General features: G+C 40.7%; 15 protein-coding genes. 9 read left to right on the plus strand and 6 right to left on the minus strand.

Annotated elements, in window-relative coordinates; all coding sequences use genetic code 11:
* Positions 1–193 precede the first annotated feature (193 nt).
* Genes FSC11_RS12410 through FSC11_RS12420 form a run of 3 tightly spaced genes read left to right on the plus strand, consistent with a single transcriptional unit; the run spans position 194 to position 4,322 of the window.
* On the plus strand, positions 194–1,582 hold the full coding sequence (locus FSC11_RS12410; RefSeq protein WP_004890141.1) for a GntP family permease: 1,389 nt from the start codon (positions 194–196) through the stop codon (positions 1,580–1,582).
* A 36-nt stretch (positions 1,583–1,618) separates the two neighbouring features.
* Positions 1,619–2,776: an iron-containing alcohol dehydrogenase gene (locus FSC11_RS12415; RefSeq protein WP_163167198.1), complete on the plus strand. Its 1,158-nt coding sequence runs from the start codon at positions 1,619–1,621 to the stop codon at positions 2,774–2,776.
* A gap of 49 nt (positions 2,777–2,825) precedes the next feature.
* Positions 2,826–4,322 (plus strand): CoA-acylating methylmalonate-semialdehyde dehydrogenase, encoded by a 1,497-nt coding sequence (locus FSC11_RS12420; protein ID WP_163167200.1) that lies wholly within the window; start codon positions 2,826–2,828, stop codon positions 4,320–4,322.
* Positions 4,323–4,375: 53 nt separating this feature from the next.
* Here FSC11_RS12420 and FSC11_RS12425 read toward each other — a convergent pair whose 3' ends face one another.
* The gene (locus tag FSC11_RS12425) at positions 4,376–5,128 is read right to left on the minus strand and encodes an IclR family transcriptional regulator (protein ID WP_163167202.1); all 753 of its coding nucleotides are present in this window, start codon (positions 5,126–5,128) and stop codon (positions 4,376–4,378) included.
* Positions 5,129–5,451: 323 nt separating this feature from the next.
* A complete protein-coding gene (locus FSC11_RS12430) occupies positions 5,452–5,691 on the minus strand; it encodes a DUF2171 domain-containing protein (RefSeq protein WP_163167204.1) in 240 nt (79 codons plus the stop codon).
* Positions 5,692–6,348: 657 nt separating this feature from the next.
* On the opposite strand from FSC11_RS12430, the gene FSC11_RS12435 reads away from it, so the two are divergent.
* Complete coding sequence (locus FSC11_RS12435; protein ID WP_004813196.1) at positions 6,349–7,875, plus strand: fumarate hydratase; 1,527 nt, start codon at positions 6,349–6,351, stop codon at positions 7,873–7,875.
* Positions 7,876–7,943: 68 nt separating this feature from the next.
* Here FSC11_RS12435 and FSC11_RS12440 read toward each other — a convergent pair whose 3' ends face one another.
* The 4 genes from FSC11_RS12440 to tig all read right to left on the minus strand — a co-directional run bounded on the left by FSC11_RS12440 (position 7,944) and on the right by tig (position 12,293).
* Positions 7,944–8,657, minus strand: a complete 714-nt coding sequence (locus FSC11_RS12440) for a DUF2846 domain-containing protein (protein ID WP_163167206.1) — start codon at positions 8,655–8,657, stop codon at positions 7,944–7,946.
* Positions 8,658–8,821: 164 nt separating this feature from the next.
* Positions 8,822–10,132, minus strand: coding sequence for an ATP-dependent protease ATP-binding subunit ClpX (gene clpX / locus FSC11_RS12445; RefSeq protein ID WP_163167208.1), 1,311 nt, complete (start codon positions 10,130–10,132; stop codon positions 8,822–8,824).
* Positions 10,133–10,161: 29 nt separating this feature from the next.
* On the minus strand, positions 10,162–10,767 hold the full coding sequence (gene clpP, locus FSC11_RS12450; RefSeq protein ID WP_004813202.1) for an ATP-dependent Clp endopeptidase proteolytic subunit ClpP: 606 nt from the start codon (positions 10,765–10,767) through the stop codon (positions 10,162–10,164).
* Between the two features lie 194 nt (positions 10,768–10,961).
* A complete protein-coding gene (tig, locus tag FSC11_RS12455) occupies positions 10,962–12,293 on the minus strand; it encodes a trigger factor (RefSeq protein ID WP_004890158.1) in 1,332 nt (443 codons plus the stop codon).
* 263 nt (positions 12,294–12,556) lie between these two features.
* Between tig and FSC11_RS12460 the strand changes: the two genes are divergently transcribed.
* The 5 genes from FSC11_RS12460 (at position 12,557) to FSC11_RS12480 (ending at position 21,859) form a co-directional block, all read left to right on the plus strand.
* A complete protein-coding gene (locus FSC11_RS12460; RefSeq protein ID WP_163167209.1) occupies positions 12,557–14,734 on the plus strand; it encodes a TonB-dependent receptor domain-containing protein in 2,178 nt (725 codons plus the stop codon).
* 291 nt (positions 14,735–15,025) lie between these two features.
* Positions 15,026–17,356 carry a TonB-dependent receptor gene (locus FSC11_RS12465; protein WP_005220903.1) on the plus strand — a complete coding sequence of 777 codons (2,331 nt, stop codon included), beginning with the start codon at positions 15,026–15,028 and terminating at the stop codon, positions 17,354–17,356.
* Positions 17,357–17,734: 378 nt separating this feature from the next.
* Positions 17,735–19,990: a catecholate siderophore receptor Fiu gene (locus FSC11_RS12470; protein ID WP_163167211.1), complete on the plus strand. Its 2,256-nt coding sequence runs from the start codon at positions 17,735–17,737 to the stop codon at positions 19,988–19,990.
* Positions 19,991–20,069: 79 nt separating this feature from the next.
* Positions 20,070–20,753 carry a Fe2+-dependent dioxygenase gene (locus FSC11_RS12475; protein WP_163167213.1) on the plus strand — a complete coding sequence of 228 codons (684 nt, stop codon included), beginning with the start codon at positions 20,070–20,072 and terminating at the stop codon, positions 20,751–20,753.
* On the plus strand, positions 20,753–21,859 hold the full coding sequence (locus tag FSC11_RS12480; protein ID WP_163167215.1) for an alpha-hydroxy acid oxidase: 1,107 nt from the start codon (positions 20,753–20,755) through the stop codon (positions 21,857–21,859). Before FSC11_RS12475 ends, FSC11_RS12480 begins: the two co-directional genes overlap by 1 nt.
* Positions 21,860–21,975: the final 116 nt, after the last annotated feature.

The raw sequence follows: 21,975 nt of genomic DNA on the forward strand, positions 1-21,975 counted from the left end.
TAATTTTATATTTAAAACATATATTTATTTTTCATGTAAAAATTCATCTATTAATAATTTTGTTTAGTAATAGAAATACATTACCAAAAGAGCTTGACTTCCTTTTGTATAAATTATATACATCAATAATGATACGAATCGTATCATTATATGGAAATTATAAGAATATTTAAAATAGACAGGATGTGTGCCCATGATAGGACTGATAGGAATTGTCTTATCCTTAATATTGCTCATGTATCTAGCATATAAAGGATTTAGCGTAATTATTTTGGCACCTGCTTTAGCATTATTTGCCGTGCTTTGGAGCGGGTATAGTCATGAATTACTCGGGTTTTACTCGCAAGTTTTTATGACTGGCCTCGGTGGTTACATCATCAAATATTTCCCGTTATTTTTACTTGGCGCCATTTTTGGGAAATTAATGGATGACTCGGGTTCAGCAAATACTATTGCTAACTTCTTTGTAAATAAATTAGGTCATCACCGTGCAATGCTTTCAATTGTATTGTCATGCGCAGTACTGACATATGGCGGGGTTTCACTGTTTGTTGTTGGTTTTGCCGTATTTCCAATTGCAGCCGCATTATTTAGAGAACTAAATATCCCTAAACGGTTGATTCCAGGTGCAATCATGTTAGGTGCATTGACCTTTACAATGACTGCATTACCAGGTACACCAGCGATTCAGAATGCTATTCCAATGCCTTTCTTTGGAACAGATCTTTATGCAGCACCTGGTTTGGGAATAATTTCCTCAATCTTTATGCTAATTGCAGGTATGTGGTGGCTTAATCGCAGAATTGCGCATGCTGCTGCAAATAATGAGGGCTATGGGAATCATATAGAACATCATCAAGGCCCGCGTCACCAAGCAGGTCCTAGCTTGATGATCGCATTTGTCCCAATTATTGTGGTGATTGTGGCAAACCTTGTTTTAACTAAATTGATCTTACCTCAGCTTGACGTTTCATATTTAGCCACAGATAAATTCGGTAATACCTCTCTTAACTCTGTTGTTGGTTTATGGGCCATTATCTGCGCCTTAGTACTTGCCTGTTTAACTATTATTTTCTGTAACTGGAACAGGATTGCTGATGTTAAAGAGTCACTACAACAAGGTGTATCTTCTTCTTTCTTGCCTATTTTTAACACAGCATCAGAAGTAGGTTATGGCTCAGTCATCGCTTCCTTAGCTGGCTTCCTCATTCTTAGAGACTTCCTTGTAGGGCTTGCACCTCATAACCCTCTAATCTCAGAAGCAATCGTAATTAATGTCTTAGCCGGTATTACAGGTTCTGCTTCTGGTGGTTTGAGTATTGCCTTAAATACGATGGGTGAAACCTATATGAATTTGGCAACTGAATTCGGAATCAATCCAGAACTTATGCATCGTGTCGCCTCCATGGCTTCTGGTGCACTAGACTCTCTTCCTCATAACGGCGCGGTGATTACCATTATTACTTTATGTGGACTGACACATAAACAATCCTATTACGACATGTTTGTCGTCGCAGTCATTATTCCATTAATTGCACTGACTGGTGTTATTACACTTGGAACAATGTTTGGTTCTTTCTAAAACAAGTTGGAAAGTTATTAATAAAGGAAGATATGAATGACCCATACTATTAATTTGCCAAGAATTATGGAAATTGGTAAAAACTCAAGATTTAAACTCCCAGACATATTAAAAACCATAGGATGCAGCAAGCCACTTATTATCACAGATAAAGTGATGGTCTCGCTGGGTTATGTTTCAGAAATCCAGAATATTCTCAATGAGGCAAATATCACATCTGAATATTTTGATGAAACTATACCAGAACCGACATCGGGCTCTATTGAAGCAGGTGTAGTCAAAGTTAGATCAAGTCAATACGATTCAATTATCGCGGTTGGCGGTGGTAGTCCAATTGATAGTGCCAAAGCTATTAGTATCTTGGGAAAGTTTGGTGGTGAGATTCATGACTATAAATTTCCTCGCCAGGTCAATGAAACAGGTTTGCCTATTATTGCCATTCCAACGACAGCTGGTACCGGCTCTGAATGTACACGTTTTACGATTATTACCAATGATGCAACAAGTGAAAAAATGCTCTGTGCGGGAATAGGCTTTCTCCCTATTGCTGCGATCGTAGACTATCAATTAACTATGTCTTTACCTGCCCGGACAACAGCAGATACAGGTATTGATGCTTTAACCCACGCCATAGAAGCTTATGTGAGTAAAAAAGCAAGTCCTTATAGTGATGCACAGGCTATCGCTGCTATGCGTTTGATCGGTCCTAACTTACAACGTGTCTACCAGGAACCAAGCAATGAACTTGCGCGAGAAAGCATGATGCTTGGATCTACCTTGGCCGGTATCGCCTTTTCAAATGCCTCCGTGGCTCTCGTTCACGGTATGAGTCGACCATTAGGTGCTTTTTTCCATGTACCCCATGGCCTTTCCAATGCCATGTTATTACCCATGATTACTGAATACTCAATTGCAGCTGCATCTGAACGCTATGCTGATTGTGCCCGTGCCATTGGGGTCGCACATATTGATGATCATGATGATGTGGCCAACCAGAAATTGGTATCTGCACTTATTCAAATCAATCAAGAACTACAAGTTCCTACTCTTGCGGAATTTGGAGTTGAAAAGACATATTTTGATGAAGTCGTTCAGACTATGGCAGAACAGGCTTTAGCTTCTGGCTCACCAGGTAATAACCCACGTGTACCCTCTATTCCAGAAATGGTCGAACTTTATAACAAACTTTGGTAATTCAGGATTCAAAAATTCACCTAATCATATTTATTTAAGGAATTAGATTATGACAACTATCGGACATTTTATTAATGGTGAAACTTGCTTAGAAGCTCATCGCACTCAACCAGTTTTTAATCCATCAACTGGTACTTCAGAAAATGAAGTTGCGATTGCAAGTAAGCAAACAGTCGAACAGGCCATTGCCGCTGCAGAAGCTGCTTTTCCAGAATGGCGTAACACACCTGTACTCAAACGTGCTCGGGTAATGTTTAAATTTAAAGAATTACTTGAGAAAAATGCAGATAAAATCTGCGAGCTGATCGGTAGTGAACACGGTAAAATTGTTCATGATGCAGCAGGTGAACTACAACGTGGTATTGAAAATGTAGAATATGCCTGTGGTGCTCCTGAATTCCTAAAAGGCGAATACAGTAAAAACGTAGGACCTAATATTGATTCCTGGAGTGAAATGCAGCCTTTGGGTGTGGTTGCGGGCATTACACCATTTAACTTCCCTGTTATGGTTCCACTGTGGATGTTCCCAATGGCAATTGTATGTGGGAACACTTTTATACTGAAACCTTCAGAACGAGATCCATCTTCTACACTATTTATTGCCCAACTGTTAAAAGAGGCTGGTTTACCAGATGGCGTATTAAATGTTGTAAATGGAGATAAAGAAGCGGTAGATACCTTATTATATGATCCTCGTGTACAAGCGATCAGCTTTGTAGGTTCTACCCCAATTGCTGAATACATTTATACAACTGCTACTTCACAAGGCAAACGTTGTCAGGCTCTAGGCGGGGCAAAAAATCATGCCATTATTATGCCTGATGCTGATATAGATAATGTCGTTAGCTCTTTGCTTGGTGCTGCATTTGGTTCATCTGGTGAGCGCTGCATGGCTTTATCAGTAGCTGTCGCAGTAGGTGATGAAATTGCTGATCAAGTTATTGAAAAATTAAAAAATGAGATTCAAAAATTAAAATTCGGTCATTTTTCTGACAAAAGTAATGATTTTGGTGCAGTGATTACCGCTCAACATAAAGCTAAAGTAATTGGCTATATCGATAGTGCAGAACAGCAAGGCGCCACTATTGTAGTAGATGGCCGTCAGGTAGCCCCTGAAGGCTATGAAAATGGTTTCTATGTAGGACCTACACTCATTGATCAGGTACGTTCAGACATGGTGAGCTATAAAGAAGAAATTTTTGGCCCCGTGTTACAAATCTTGCGAGTAAATACCATGCAAGAAGCGATGGACCTGATTGATCAACATGAATACGGGAATGGGACATGTATCTATACTCGTGATGGTGAAGCTGCACGTTATTTCTCAGACCATATTCAAGTTGGGATGGTAGGGATTAATATCCCACTACCAGTACCAGTTGCATCACACAGTTTCGGGGGGTGGAAAAGATCATTATTTGGTGATTTACACGCTTATGGTCCGGACGGAGCTCGTTTCTATACACGCCGTAAGACAATCACGCAACGTTGGCCATCTGCCAATATTAGAGAAGGTGCGCAATTCTCTATGCCAACCTTAAATTAATTTCAACTATTCACCTCTACGAATGAGCAAATCTTCTAAAGATTTGCTCATTTTTACTCTTTATCTTCAATAAGTTTACTCAGTTCATGTGCTGCATTTCTTAATAATGGCTCAAATGCTAGCAAATCATCTAATGACTTTCTTATCGTGGGTGCATGAGTGTATAAGCAGGCTACAATATTGTCATTTTTTTGAATAGGTACAGAGCAAGCTACCATACCTGCAACAAACTCCTCGTTATCTGTTCCTAATTTTTTATTAAAAATTTCTTCCAAGTTTTGTTCTAAAAGTTCAGGATTAGTGATCGTATTTTTGGTAAGTTGAGTAATAGGTAAATGCTCAACAATATTTTTACGTTTATTTTTCGGCTGATAACTTAAAAATAATTTTCCACTCGAGGTACACCATAAAGGTACTTCTGAGCCTACAGGTAAGTAAATTTGTAATGGCCAGTTGGTTTGTACACGGTCGGTATAAAGCATCTGATTATTATTTAAAATAGCAATCCCACAAGTTTCATTAATCTGATTGGATAATTTCTGAAGAATCGCCAGTCGTTCGACTTTTCGAGACTCTTGTTCCCATGTGCACATCAGCATCTTATAGGTACGGTCAGCAATAATATAACCACCATACATATCATAGGTAACAAAACCTTCCTGTTCTAATGTCTGTAACAGTCGATGAATACTAGGCTTAGGGATATCAAGTTGAATGGACAAATCCAAGGGAGTTGGAGGATGTTTTGCTGTAGAAATTGCTTCTACAATATCCAATACTCGTGTAATCGATGATCCCTTTTTCATTCATCCCTCATAAGATTATGCAATTTATGTTTTTCATTCGCGCTCTTTATTTTAGAGTTACCTTTTAAATTAATCTATGAAAATCGAATTTACTATCTATTAATAAAATATTAATGATTAAAGCAACTCACTAACATGCCAACCCTATTCTCTATCTGTGCTTTCACCATCCAATGGACACCTTGGATGGTTTTTTGTTTTCAGTTCTTAAAAAATGCATATATAAGAATGCCAGTCGATTTGACTGGCATTCTTATATAAATCATTTGCTTTTCTTATCACTCTTATAGAAAGAAATATGAGTTAAAGAAAAGTAGTTTGACTTACATCGTGGTCCATTCATTACGGACATCATTTGCCGCTTTATTCAAAATGACCTGATCACCTTTTACTTCACTGACCCAGCTTAACGGAATCAGATGATGCTCATTATTTTCGTCGTCACTTCTTGTTAATTTAATTGAATCTTGGCCTTCTAAATGGTCCACTTTTCCAACTTGTGTTCCGTCTGAAGCAATTACTGATGCATGTTCCTTGATGTCATTTGGATTTACTGTAGTCATTACAATTGCCCTATTATTAATAGAAGTTGAGAGAAATCAGTCTAGGCAATAAAAATTCGACTGTGTGTAAGGGTTATCAGACTTTAAGTATTACTGGGTTAATAGTGTAATGATAAAAATACAGTGTGTTTCAACAAGTGAGTAGCGTAACGAATTGATGGAAAGATTTAGGGGATTGTCTGTTTAGAGAAATATGGGAATAATATTTTTATAAATTTTTTGGCATAAAAAAAGAAGATTAAGCTTAGGCTTGATCTTCTTTTTGACCGTACATCCAAGTTGCCGCGATATATACACAAAAACCGCTAGCCATCAAAATACCTGTAACCATTGTCTTAGGATCTCTTCGTTTCGATGTGTGCATTATGCGAAAGTTTTATGACAATTATATGACAAAACACAAAGTATTTTATTTTTAAAATAATTACAAATTTCAAATATTTATTAAAATAAATACTATTTTTTTAGTTTTGCAATATGAAATATAACGGTCATTATGACAATTTTTATTCAAATTATGACACGATAGACTTTATCTCTAAGCAGATAAGCGCGCATTAAACTTTCGCCCAAAAGCCTTGTAAAACGTCCCACAACTTTTATGTTTTGTCATATAATTTAGCCCGCTAGCTATCAGCCCGCTCAAGAGATTTTTGTATGACAACTATTATCAAGCAAGATGACTTGATCACATCGGTTAAAGATGCGCTTCAGTTCATTTCTTACTACCATCCACAAGATTTCATCCAAGCGATGAGTCGTGCGTATGACCGTGAAGAAAACAAAGCGGCTAAAGATGCGATCGCGCAAATCTTAATTAACTCTCGTATGTGTGCAGAAGGCCACCGCCCAATCTGCCAGGATACCGGTATCGTAAACGTATTCGTTGAAGTGGGCATGGACGTTAAATTCGATTTAACGATGAGCTTGGACGATGCGATCAACGAAGGTGTACGTCAAGGTTACCTAGAAAATTCTAATGTCCTGCGTGCGTCTGTACTTGCTGACCCTGCATTCGGTCGTAAGAATACGAAAGACAACACCCCTGCTGTGATCTACCACAAACTTGTTCCAGGTAATAAAGTTGACATCACTGTTGCAGCGAAAGGTGGCGGTTCAGAAAACAAATCTAAACTGGCAATGCTTAACCCATCTGACTCAATCGTGGATTGGGTACTGAAAACTGTTCCAACAATGGGTGCAGGCTGGTGTCCACCAGGTATGCTGGGTATTGGTATCGGTGGTACGGCTGAAAAAGCCATGATGCTTGCAAAAGAAGCATTGATGGAAGAGATCAACATGGACGAACTTCTTCGTCGTGGTCCACAAAATAAACTTGAAGAACTTCGTATCGAAATCTTCGAAAAAGTAAATGCTCTGGGTATCGGTGCACAAGGTCTTGGCGGTTTAACCACTGTTCTCGATATCAAAATCAAAGATTACCCATGTCACGCTGCGGGCAAACCAGTCGGCATGATTCCAAACTGTGCTGCAACGCGTCATGCACACTTCACGCTTGATGGTTCAGGTGTTGCAAATATTATTGCACCGAAACTTGAAGACTATCCTGAAGTAACTTGGGATTCATCTTCTTCTAAACGTGTTGACCTAGACACGATTACTCAAGAAGAAATGAACGCTTGGAAACCAGGCGATACTCTACTTCTTAACGGTACAATCTATACAGGTCGCGATGCGGCTCACAAACGTATGGTCGACATGTTGAACAACGGTGAAGAGCTTCCTGTCGATCTTAAAGGCAAGTTCATCTACTACGTAGGTCCTGTAGATCCAGTAGGCGACGAAGTTGTAGGTCCTGCTGGTCCAACCACGGCTACACGTATGGATAAATTTACACGTCAAGTCCTTGAAGCAACTGGCATGTTTGGCATGATTGGTAAAGCGGATCGTGGTCCTGCTGCTGTTGAAGCCATCAAAGATAACAAAGCAACTTACCTCATGGCTGTGGGTGGTGCTGCTTACTTGGTATCGAAAGCCATTCGTGAAGCTGAAGTGGTTGCATTTGCTGACCTTGGTATGGAAGCAATCTACAAGTTCGTGGTGAAAGACATGCCTGTATCTGTTGCGGTTGACGTAAACGGTACTTCTGTACACGCAACTGCACCAAAAATCTGGCAAGCTAAAATTGGCAAGATTCCAGTAGTTGACGCTGCTGCAGGCTAAGTTAATCTGCAAAAAAAGCACCCTTGATGGGTGCTTTTTTATTGCGCTCTTTTCCTATAAAAGTTTAATTACCAAGTACGCGGATCCCATAACTTAAATGGCGTAGTCAATTGTACGTCTTCAGTTGGATCATATTCGATGGCTTTAATTTTCTGGGCTTTCTTGCGAAGTTTCCCCGTTTCCTGATCTTGGGCAACAAAATTAAAACTATCCGACTTAAGCTGGGTAAATGCAATTTCATTTAAACCAACAGTTTCAGACATCAGCATTAGCGGACCTGTAGCTGTACGGCGAGTCGTTATATTTTCTTCATCATATTTAATGAAATAGGATTTGCCGGATTCCACGCTAAAATCCAGATATTTCGGTTTCTGGAAATGCAGTGCACCGAGCGGACGGCTGGTACTCAGACGATACGTACCTGGTGGCAGCTCAACCCAGTAATAATGATTATGCAACAGACTTGGAATACGTTCCTGATTGATAAAGATACTGGCAGCCACAATTTCCTGGCGGTTCCATTTCGAATCTGGACGATATAAGTAAACCATTGCCGCCTGTTCATGCTGCGGCTTCACTGGTGAAAAACGTTGACCCAGCTTTTGATTGACCCATCCACCAATCGTGAACATGCCTACCTTATGCTGCTCGACAAACCCCGGTTTTTTGTTCAGATCGATATTTTTCAGTGTTGATGTCAGTTGCTGTTCCTGAACAGCGTGCTTCGAATGACACCCCATCAAGGCTAAACTGCTGATGAGTACAATTGCGGCTCCACGCATGCTTATCCCTCACTGCGTCTTTATTATTTTATGTACATTTTTATAAATTTATATGAATGATCAGGCGTCCACGCCTAAGAAACGAGATTAACATTGTGATTTATTTTTGAAAATAAAAAACGTGCGAAAACAGTTCATTTTCGCACGTTTCAGACGAACAGCAGTTAAGCAGACTTGCTATTTACTACCTTTAAGTCAGCCTTGGGAGTAGCAGTCTGTTCAATAGCGGTCTGACGTTCCGGACGGAATTCCGGTTTAGCCTTGCCATTGATCACAGCCTCACTCACTACCACAGTACCAACATCGGTACGGCTTGGCAGGTCATACATGGTTTCAAGCAATGAGTTCTCAAGAATAGAACGCAGACCACGTGCACCTGTATTACGTTCCAGGGCTTTTTTCGCCACAGCGCGTAATGCAGAATCTTCAAAGACCAGGTCTACATTTTCCATATCGAACAGATGCTTATACTGACGAGTTAAAGCATTCTTTGGCTCAGTCAGAATATGCATCAAAGCTTCTTCATCCAGCTCATCCAGCGTTGCGATTACTGGCAGACGACCAATGAATTCTGGAATGAGACCGAATTTCACCAGGTCAGTTGCTTCAACTTGGCGGAACAGGTCAGATAGCTTCTTGGTTTCCTCTTTATTGCGTACTTCTGCAGTAAAGCCGATACCACCCTTCTCCTGACGTTGCTGCACAATTTTCTCAAGTCCTGAGAATGCACCACCACAGATAAACAGGATATTTGAAGTATCAATCTGAATGAATTCCTGCTGCGGGTGCTTACGGCCACCTTGTGGTGGAATTGAAGCAACCGTACCTTCGATCATTTTTAATAACGCTTGCTGTACGCCTTCACCCGATACATCACGTGTAATGGATGGGTTTTCAGACTTACGGGTAATCTTGTCAATTTCATCGATATAGATAATACCCTTTTGCGCTTTCTCGACATCATAGTCAGCTTTTTGCAATAGCTTTTGTACAATGTTTTCAACGTCTTCACCGACATAACCTGCTTCGGTTAAGGTCGTTGCATCTGCCATCGCAAAAGGTACATCTAAAAGACGTGCAAGGGTTTGTGCCAGTAAGGTTTTACCCGAGCCTGTTGGACCGACCAGTAAAATATTACTTTTGGCAATTTCAACGCTGTCATCAGCTTTTTTACCATTGGTCTGCACTTTTAAACGCTTGTAATGGTTATATACTGCAACAGATAACGTCTTTTTCGCTACGTCCTGACCAATTACATATTGATCTAGCGCCGCACGGATCTCATGCGGTTTCGGCAAAGGACGATTCGCCCAGTCATTGGTTTCTACCTGTTGACTGGTCTGAACCAGATCCAAGCATACGTCTACACATTCATTACAGATGTAGGCGTCTTCGCCAGCAATCAGCTTGCCGACTTCAGACTGCGTTTTACCGCAGAATGAACAATGCTTTTGTCCTTGAGTATGTTCGGACATAGTCTCTCCAATATCTCAATCTTTCAAACTTATGGACGTTTCGTTAGAACTTCGTCCACGAGACCATATTCTTTCGCTTGCTGAGCAGTCATGAAGTTATCACGGTCAGTATCACGCGCGACTTTATCAAAGTCCTGGCCACTGTGTTCTGCCATCAGACGGTTTAAACGCTCTCTGATAAACAGGATTTCACGGGCATGAATTTCAATATCAGATGCCTGACCCTTAAAACCACCCAATGGCTGGTGAATCATGACACGGGCATTTTCAAGGCAATAACGTTTGCCTTTTGCGCCCGCATTTAGCAGAAATGCACCCATTGATGCAGCCTGACCCATACAATAAGTCACAACATCCGGCTTAATAAATTGCATGGTATCGTAAATTGCCATACCTGCAGTCACCGAACCACCTGGCGAGTTAATATATAGATGAATATCCTTGTCAGGATTTTCAGCTTCTAAAAACAGCATTTGTGCAACAATCAAGTTGGCCATGTTGTCTTCAACTTCACCAGTCAAGAAAATTACCCGCTCACGTAAAAGACGTGAATAAATATCAAAAGAACGCTCACCACGAGATGATTGTTCTACCACCATTGGAACTAAAGCGTTTTCAATCGCTGGAACATACATACGTTTATTTATTCCTAAATTTTTTGTGACTTAACCCATAATTACAATATGAGGGATAATGATCTAAATTGCAAAATATTCGCCATGAATTCCATGATATTTTTTGCATTAGTTTTGTGAAAACTGATTAGGTCATAGAAAGCTAAAGTATTAAAAAAAGGCGCTTAAAGCGCCTTTTTTATGACCAGCTAAACTTAGCCTTGTTGGCGAGCTTGCTGAGCTTTTAATAGGTCTTCATAGCTAACCTTAGTGTCAGTCACTTTAGCAGCAGCTAGGATGTGATCAACAACTTGGTCTTCAAGAACAACTGCTTCGATTTGAGCACGTTGTTGCTTGTCATTTTTGAAGTATTCAATCACTTCAGCAGGATCTTCATAAGAAGAAGCCATGTCTTCGATGTAAGCTTCTACACGTGCTTGATCAACTTCGATTTTCGCGTCAGCAAGTACTTTACTTACCAACACGCCAAGTTTCACTGATTTTTCAGCTTGTTCTTTAAACAGTTCATCTGGAAGCATGCTTGAATCAAATGCTTTCGCGCCTTGAGCACCAAACTGTTGAGTGAACTGCTGGATCATTTGTTGACGTTGACGGTCAACTTCTTGAGCAAGCATTGCAGCTGGAATTTCAACTTCGTTTGCAGCTACAAGTGCATCAAAAGTTGCGCCTTTCACCTGATTGCGAAGACCGTTTTTCACTTCACGTTCCATGTTTTTACGAACGTCAGCTTTAAGTTTTTCAACGCCTTCTTCTTCAGTTAAACCGAAAATTTTAAGGAATTCAGCATCAATTTCTGGAAGTTTTTGCTTTTCAACAAGTTTCACAGTGATTTTGAATTGAGCTTGTTTACCCGCAAGGTTTTCAGCCTGGTAGTCTTCTGGGAAAGTTACATCGATAACTTTCTCTTCGCCTTTCTTCATGCCGATGATGCCATCTTCGAAGCCAGGGATCATACGACCAGAACCTAAAACAAGTTTAAAGTCTTCTGCAGAACCGCCTTCAAATTTTTCGCCATCAACTGAACCTTCGAAATCGAAAGTTACTTGCATGTCTTTTTTCGCCATGCCTTTAGTTTCAGCCCAAGCAGCACGTTGTTTTTGAAGATTTTCGATCATCTTCTCAACGTCTTTGTCGTTTACTTCAGCTTCGTTGCGCTCAACTTCAAGGCCTTCAAACTTCACTTCAACTTCTGGGTAAACTTCAACAGTTGCTTCATAAACTAAAGCATCATCTTTCATTTCAGTTTTTTCGATGTTTGGCATACCAACAGCGTTGATTTTCTCTTGTTGGATTGCTTCAAAAACTGTATCACGAATGATGTCGTTAACAACTTCTTGGTAAATACCAGCGCCGTATTCACGACGAATAACGTTCAAAGGCACTTTACCAGGACGGAAGCCGTTGATCTTCGCAGTTTTAGCAGTGCGTTTTAAACGAGCTTCAAATTGCTCATTAATTCGGCTCGTCGGTACAGAAACATTTAAACGACGGGCAACGCCCGAAACCGCTTCAGAAGTTACTTGCATGGCTTCCTCTATATATTTGGTAATAACAGGTTATAAAAAAATGTGCCACATTATATGACATCATTTAAAGATATACAAAACATACAGCCTTGTTACAGTTTTTAGAAACGATTTCTTCACATTATTCCTATTTATGCGATGAATTACTCGTTTGATTAAAATATTTATATGCACCTTGTTGCAAATGATAAATATTATCATTAATATTGCAAAAATTTGATATACAACTCTAATTTTATCTCCATTATCCTGGAATCTTGGTTATGCGCACTTTCAATCTTCGCCCTCTTGCAGTGGCTATCCTTGGGGTCACATCATCCTCAGTATTTGCTGAAACAACATTAACGCCTACAACAACACATCAAATGTCGACGATTGTCGTTTCTGCAGCAGGTTTTGAACAAGAGCTAAAAAATGCGCCTGCTTCTATTAGTGTGGTAACCAAAGAAGATATTGAAAAGAAAAATGCGACCAGCATTGCTGATTTGCTCGTTGATGTTCCTGGCGTAGACATTCGTGATGGTGTCGGCAAGACATCAGGTCTAAATATTAAGATGCGTGGTTTAGGTAATGATTACACGCTTATTCTCATTGATGGTCGTCGCCAAACGACGTCCTCTGATGTTGCGCCTAATGGTTTTGGTGAATCATCGAATACTTATTTACCGCCATTAGCCTCTATTGAACGCATTGAAGTGATTCGTGGTCCAATGGCAACACGTTATGGCTCAGAAGCTATGGGTGGTGTCATTAATATCATCACTAAAAAAGTTAGCGATGAATGGAATGGTAACGTTACCCTAAGTGGTAATGCCATGGAACACAGCGGTGAAGCAGATGCATGGAAGACAAGTTTTGCCTTAAATGGTCCTGTTATTAATGACCGCTTAGGCTTACAGTTACGTGGTTCTTATCTGGATCGCCAAAGATCTGAACGTATTGCCGAATCAGGACGTGACCCTCGTCCAAGTAAAGCAGATATTTATGATGTAGGTGGAAAACTCAATTTAACAGTTGATGACGCCAATACTCTCTGGATTGATGCATTTCATTCAAGCCAAACTTATCTCAATGAAGATAACCGCCTAGGTAACATCGACACCCCTACTCGTGCAAATGGTTATAAAGATGAACTCGAGTTTAATCGTGAACAATATGCTCTTGGTCATGATGGAGACTACAGCTTTGGTACCTGGAAAAGTTATATAAGCCAAACAAAAACTGAAACATTAGGTCGTACCATTCCACGTAATACTTTCCCTGATAATGCCTTCGCAGGAAATGATCGTACCCTTAAAAATACAGACTTGGTCTTAGATTCTCACATCATTGCCCCTATTGCCAATCACAAGATTACTGCGGGTGTAGAATATAAAGATTCAAAAGTTGCTGATGATATTGCGGGTATTGGAAAAGAATTTTCTAAAGACTCATGGTCATTCTATGCTGAAGATGAATGGAGCTTATTAGATAACCTTCGCTTTACTTTCGGTGGCCGTTATGAAGATCATTCAGGGTTCGGTGGACAATTCAGTCCTCGTGCTTATTTAGTCTGGAATACCAATGATGTTCTTACGCTAAAAGGTGGTGTAAGTACAGGTTATAAGGTTCCTTCTGCGAAAGCTTTACATGACGGGATTATTAACTACAGCGGTCAGGGTACAACACCAACTTTAGGAAATTCTGATTTAAAACCAGAGACCTCTACCAACTATGAACTCGGTTTAAATTTCCAACCAAACGATCGACTTAACTTGACTGCTACGGCATTCTTTAACCAAATTGAAGACAAAATTATGTCTTCAACTTATCAATGCCCAGCTTCACCAGAATGTTCAAGTTTGGCGTCTAGCGTGACAGAATATAGCAAAAGTTCAAATGCAGATGAAGCTGAAACTCAAGGCTTAGAACTTAGTCTTCATTACTCCATCCTGCCAGAATGGGATATCAAGACCGCCTATACATTTATGGAAACCGAAATTACGAAAGGTGACAAAAAGGGTCAATATTTTAGTAATGTACCGAAACATGCATTAAATACAACGTCTACATGGCACATTAATCCTGCCCTAGATATCTGGTTACAGCATGAGTATCGCTCGAGCAAAGACCGTTTCCAATCTAATCCAACTGCACCAGCAGCAGGCCTTGGTTCAAGTGATTATGAAGAGTCTTTGATTTTTGGTGATAAGTTTAGTGGTTATAACCTCTTTAACTTAGGTGCAAGCTATAGCTACTCTGATGCATTGCGTTTTAATTTTGCTGTAAACAACCTCTTAGATAAAGACTTCACCGAAGGTAGCACCACGTATTCTTATATTAATAACGATGGCGAAACTGTATCTGCCACTGGGTATAAATATCTTGATGTAGGTTCTTCTATCTCTGGTACTTACTTATCAGGCCGTAACTACTGGTTATCTATTTCATATGATTTCTAATCATATCTAGTCAATAAAAAAACCTGCTGCGGCAGGTTTTTTATGTTTTGAAAATTCTTATGAAATCCCTACTTCATGTACATAAAAAATCCCCATCAAAGAGACTTTAAGCACTTATTTCTCCGATATTTATTAAATTCATTAGCTTAGATATATTTTGTTATACTATTACATTTACATTTCCAAGTTTAGCCCAGCTAAACATTGCCAAAACCAATAACAAAAACAAACATTAAACAAATAAGAATAATTATTATTCGCACATCATAAATTACACGATTCAAGTATTCCATGTCATTCATCAAGTCACGTAAAAAAATCGTTTCTTCTGCGATCGCTTCTTCCCTCTCCATGATCGCAGTGAACGCTGTTGCTGAAGAAAAAGTTGTTCAACTTGAAACTATTCATCAAGAAATTACTGCTGAAAAACAACAAAGCTTAAAAGTAGATAATTCTGCCAATAAAAAATTTGTTGCACCTTTATTAGATACCCCGAAATCAGTATCTGTCATTTCTAAACAAATGATTGAGGATACTCAAGTTACTACTCTTGCTGACGCTTTACGTACTGTACCAGGTATTACCCTTGGTGCCGGTGAAGGTGGCAACCCGAATGGTGATCGTCCATTTATCCGTGGTTATAACTCTGAAAGCTCAATGTATGTAGATGGAATTCGTAGTGCAACTTCGCAAAATCGTGAAATGTTTGCTGTAGAACAGGTTGAAGTCACCAAAGGTTCGGCTTCTGCTATGGGCGGTGCAGGGACCACTGGTGGTAGCATTAACATGATTTCTAAAGTTGCCAAAGCAGGGGATTCTTTAGAAGGTTCTGTTGCTGGAGGCACTGACAGCTACGCACGTATTACCTTAGATGGTAATAAAGATTTTGGTAATGGTGTTGCAGCACGTGTGGCGGTGATGGGTCATCATAATGAAAAAGCCGGTCAAAAAGACGGTACTGAATATAAACGTGCAGGTATTGCGCCAAGTATTACTTTTGGCCTGGATACCCCTACCCGTGCAACCTTAAGTTATTACTACTTAAAAACTGATGACACGCCAGATTCAGGTGTACCTTATAACAATCCATTTGGTGCCCCAGCTGCTGGTGCGACAGACAATAGACCTTTAAATGGCAATGGTAAACCAATTAATGTTAAACAAGGCGTTTACTATGGTTGGGAAGATCGCGACTTCCAAAAACAGGAAAATCAAATCGGTACGATCAAACTTGAACATGATTTAACCGACAATCTGACAATTTCCAATACTGCTAGCTACAGTAAATCTAAAAATGATTACCTGTGGACCAATCCTGATGACTCAAAAGGTAACATTTATCTAAATAATAGTGTTTTTGCACGTGCAAATTCACGTGTAGCTGATACAGATACTTTTACGGATCAATTAGCACTTACAGGTAAATTCAATACTGGCTCACTACAACATAGCTTTAACTTGGGTGCCGAATATTCTGACCAAGAAAATGACCGTACTCAGTACATTATCAATGGCTTAAATGCTACTGGTAGTGCCTATCAAACATGTCCTGATAGTGCACCAGCTGGTTGGTGTACTCCAGTTCAAAATCCCAACCGAGGCCCATGGACTGGCACAATTAGTACAGAGGGTGCTGATCAATACAACACAAGAACCAAATCTACCTCGATCTATTTCTTAGACAGTATTGAATTTAATCCTCAATGGATTTTGGATCTAGGTCTTCGTTGGGATAAATTTGATACAGAGCAAACCATGACTTATGGCGCGAATAACGCTGCAACAAAGCCAACAACCGTAGATGGTGTTGTCATTCCTCCTAAGAAGAATGTTGGTGACCAAGACACGGTAACAAGCGATACCGACTTTTTCACCTACCAAGCAGGGGTAACTTTCAAACCTGTTGAAAATGGTTCAATCTATGCAAGCTATGCAACTTCAGCTAACCCAGTTGGTGTTGATGCAGGTGATGGCTCTGAAGGTATCGGAGAGGCTTACAGTAACCTTGACCCAGAAGAAAGCCGTACTTTTGAAGTGGGTACAAAATGGGATTTATTCGATGATCGCTTGAATTTAACCGCTGCGATTTTCCGTACTGAAAAACAGAATGCCCGTATCCAGCTTGATTCAACCACCTATGCAAATATCGGCGAAAGTAAAGTAGACGGTTTTGAACTTGGTTTGAACGGTAACATCACGGATAAATGGGCAGCTTCTCTAGGTTACACCTACTTAGATAGTGAACAAACAGATCCAGGTCCATCTTGTACACGTGCTGGTGTGTGCACCTACCCGAATGCTGCAAAAGGCAAACGCTTACCAAATGTTCCTGAAAACAGTGCAACTCTTTGGACGACTTATGACCTAACCCCTGCTTTCACAGTTGGTGCGGGTGCAGTTGCCATGGATAAAGTTTACGGTAATGCCGACAATACTAGATACGTTCCAGGTTATGTTCGCTACGATGCAATGGCGCGTTATAACGTGAATCAAAATGTTGACCTGCAGTTGAATGTAAACAATCTGACTGATCAACGTTATTTCACTAAAGCTTATGCATCTCACTATGCAACTGAAGCAGAAGGTCGCAATGCAGTCCTTTCTCTAAACTTTAAATACTAAATTTTCGCTTCTTCCCTATTTAAAAATAGCCTCATTCATGAGGCTATTTTTATTTCTATCCTATACATCAAGGACTACTTGAACATACTGTTTTAATGCCGGCTAACTTTTTTAAGTCATGGCTTAAAACCTCAAGAAAATATAGACCTTACCTTTTTTCTATAGAAATCCTGAATCAAATTCTAAAATTTAAACAGTAATTCCATGCACAAAGTTATAACAATGACTAAATTCAATATTGTTAATGATAATTATTATCACTACAATTCGCAAAATTGTTAGGGGCCATAACAATAACTCCATAATTGCTGCTATTTGATGAACTCGAGCATATCAAGGTGGTAAGGGAAATATTATTCAATTCAGGAATTCTGTCACATGGCGCATATCAAAAGCCGAAAACATCATTACAAGACTTCATTGGTCGCACTTGCTGCAACTTTGCCACTGATCACTCATGCAGATAACATCACCAATGAAAGCGTTATTCAGCTTCCAGAAATTACAGTTAAGAATAAAACTACAAATGAATATAAAATGGATCAATTAAGTTCTGCTAAATCTAGCCAAGCTTTAGTAGATACGCCTCAAACCGTTTCGATTATCAACAAGAACTTATTAAAAGAACAAGGTGCAACCACCCTGGTTGAAGCCTTACGTAATACGCCAGGAATTACCCTACAACTCGGTGAAAATGGTAATACCAGTGCTGGCGATGCCTTCCAGATGCGCGGCTTTTCAACTCAAAGCTCCACCTATCTGGATGGCATTCGTGACCTCGGCGCTGTGAGTCGTGATGTGTTTAACCTGGAACAGGTGGAAGTCGTAAAAGGCCCTGCGGGTGCCGAAGGTGGGCGTGGTACGGCGTCTGGTTATGTGAATCTGGTCAGCAAATTGCCTCATTTGGAAAACAGTCGTGAAGTCTCTGCCACCTACAATACGGCTGAACATACGCGTCTTGCCACTGACATTAATCAGGCGATCAATGACAGCGTTGCTGTCCGTTTAAATGCAATGGGTCAAGATGGCGGTGTAGAAGGCCGCGACTTTATCCAGAATCAAGGCTGGGCTGTTGCCCCTTCTATCGCCTTTGGTCTGGATAGTGATACTCGCCTGTATCTTTATTCCCAGCATATCCGCCAACGTAACATTCCGGATGGCGGTATTCCAACGATTGGCATGAAAGGTTTCTGGAATGCTGACCCACTGATTGCCAGTGCACCTAAAGTAGACCGTGAAAATTATTATGGCCATGCAGATGACCATGAAGATGTTGATGCTGACATGTATACAGCCAAAATCGAAAGTGACTGGTCTGAAAATCTGAAATTTACCAATATTACCCGTCTGGGCAATACCCATATGCAGCGTACTTTGACGGGGATTAATAGCCTTTCAAGAAATGACTCTATCAATCCTCAAGACTGGACAGTAAGCCGTTCACGCCAGGGTGTGGATCAGGAAAATAAAATTCTGGCTAATCAGAGCACGGTGAACTGGAATGTCAAAACCGGTTCAGTAGAGCATGATCTAGTCGCTGGTATAGAACTATTAAAAGAGCAGCAACATTCCAGAACACTGGCCACACAAATGCCAGGGCAACCTACTAACACTACACCACCCGCGAATCTATATCATCCTGACCGTCACCAGAATCTGCCTGATCCTGTGTATACGGGCGCTTATTCGGATGGTGAAACCCAGACGACAGCTGCTTATCTTTTCGATACGCTCAAGTTTGGTGAACGTTTTCAACTTAATGGTGGCGTCCGTGTTGATTATTACGATACCAATTACGATGCACTGGGTTATTCAACCGACAGTACGACACTAGCAGTGACTGAAACCAAAACAGATTTAAAAGCCCATGACACTTTATTCAGCTGGAAGCTCGGTAGTTTATATAAGCCAACCGCCTACAGCAGTGTCTATGCATCTTATGCCAAATCCCTGACACCGCCGGGTAGCAGTAACTTTAGCCTTTCAACCACAGGAATAAACAGCTCGGCTGCAGACCCTCAAGAAACCCATCATTATGAAATTGGTACTAAATGGGACCTAATGGATGGCGATCTAGCTTTAAATGCTGCTGCATACTACACCGAAAATGAAAACCAGTTTACCCAAGATCCGATTACCCGCGAGTCTGTTCAGGAAGGTAAAACTACAGTTAAAGGAATCGAATTGGGTGCTGTCGGTAAAATTACTGATGCCTGGAATATTTCAGCAGGTGTTGCCCATATGAAAACCGAGCAAAAAGACCAGTTCAGTGTCAACTCCAACACGGGTGTAGTGACCCAGGCCAATAGTGTACGTTGGTCACCTGAATGGACCGCTTCTTTATGGACGACCTATAACATTGCTGGTTTAAAACTGGGCTTGGGCGCACGTTATGTGGATGAGCAAAAACGTGTGATTACCGATAGTACTGCAGCAGCGAATATGCCAAGTATTCCAAGCTATGTGGTATTTGATGCTATGGCCGGTTATACCTTTAATGACCAAACTTCCTTAAACCTGAATGTTTATAATCTGGCAGATAAAGAGTACATCAGCACGCTGAATAATGGAGGTGGCCGTGTGATCTTAGGCCAACCACGTTCAGCAGCTTTAACCCTGAACTATAAATTTTAATTCAGCTTTTATCTCTATCTATCAATATCGTGTATTCTCTTGAATGCACGATATTTTCAATTGCAGGAATGCTTTTAAAATGATGTTACATATCCCAGCAGTATTAAGCAAAGCACAAGTTGCCGAACTGAGACAACAACTAGATCGTTCAGAACACTGGATGAATGGGCAACTCAGCGCCGGGAGTCAGGCACAGAAAATCAAAAAGAACCTGCAGCTGGATTCTTCTTCTGTCCTGTATCAGCAGATTAGCCCTATCATTTTACAAGCGCTTAAAAGTCATCATTTAATTACCTCTGCTGCCCTACCGAAACATATCCTGCCGCCCCTGTTTAACTGCTATCAGGATTCTGGCACCTATGGCAATCATGTCGATAATGCCATTCATTACTCTCCTCTACTCGGACAGGCCATTCGTACCGATGTGTCACTGACTTTATTCTTATCTGAAATCGATGAATATGAAGGTGGTGAGCTGGTCGTTGAAGACCAGTATGGCTGCCATGAAGTCAAGCTGGATGCGGGTAATGTGATTGTTTATCCATCGACCAGCCTGCATCGGGTTGAACCAGTAACTCAAGGCAAACGTATTGCTGCCGTAACCTGGATTCAAAGTATGATCCGTGAAGATGCTAAACGCAGTATGTTGTTTGATCTGGACATGACCATTATCAAACTACGCCAGCAGATTGGCGATACTGAAGAAGTCCTGCAGCTTACCCATCATTATCACAACCTGATTCGTCAATGGGGTGATTTATAATGTCACGTGAACCAATGGCGCCATTAACCCAGATCCCGGCCTACCTACAAACCATCGCCGATTATGAGGTCGAAGCAGAAAAACATCTCTCCAGTATGGTCTGGAACTATCTGCAAGGTGGCTCCATGGATGAAGTCAGTGTCCGGGATAACTTACAGCAATTTCAGGATATTCAGCTTCTGCCGCGTATGCTGAAAGATCTGACCCAAGGCAGTACTGAACTTGAAATGTTCGGACAAAAATTTCCGCATCCAATTTTTCTGGCACCGATTGGACATCAGCAGCAGTTTCATCCTGAAGCCGAAGCCGCTTCTGCCCTCGCCGCAGAAGTGATGGGTAGTAATATGATTCTCAGTACTTTTACGAATACTGACATGCGCGCATTGAAACAGGACAATCCACGCAAATGGTTTCAGCTTTACTGGCAAGGGAATCGGGAAAAATCTCTAGCTTTGGTCAAAATGGCTGAGGCACACCATTATACGGCGCTAGTGATTACGGTAGATTCACCACATACTGGCATCCGCGATCGTGAACGTCGTGCGTTTTTTCATTTACCGGAAGGCATGCAACATCCGCATACGCCTACGCATATTCCCTTACCAGAATTAAAGGAAGGTGATCATCCTGTCTTTAACGGACTAATGAAAATTGCCCCGACTTGGGAAGATATTGCCTGGATGGTACAGCAGACCCATTTACCCGTGATTCTAAAAGGAATCGTGCATCCCCTAGATGCCCAGCTGGCGATTCAGCATGGGGTAAAAGGCCTAATTATTTCCAATCATGGCGGTCGTGTGCTGGATACCTGCATTTCTCCTCTCATTGCCTTGCAATTGATTAAAAAGGTAGTGCCAGCAGATTTTCCTCTGCTCTATGATGGTGGTATCCGCCGTGGATCGGACGTATTCAAGGCAATTGCCTTAGGTGCTTCAGCGGTGCTGATTGGTCGTCCTTATATTTATGGTCTGGCGACTGCCGGAGCTTTGGGCGTAGCACATGTGATTAAAATCCTCAAAGAAGAATTTGAAATCACCATGGCGCTAATGGGAACAGCAACAGTAGCTGAAATTCAGCCGGGCTGTGTGTTGAATAGAATTGATTAATTGGGATTTAATTGAAAATAAAAGTGAAAAATCAATGATTTAAATTTTCATCCTTAACTTCTTGAGGTGTTTTGAAGGGCAATTCAACACAGCTTTCTATATCAATAGCTATTATC

Source organism: Acinetobacter schindleri (assembly GCF_010918895.1).
GTDB classification, from domain to species: Bacteria; Pseudomonadota; Gammaproteobacteria; order Pseudomonadales; family Moraxellaceae; genus Acinetobacter; species Acinetobacter schindleri.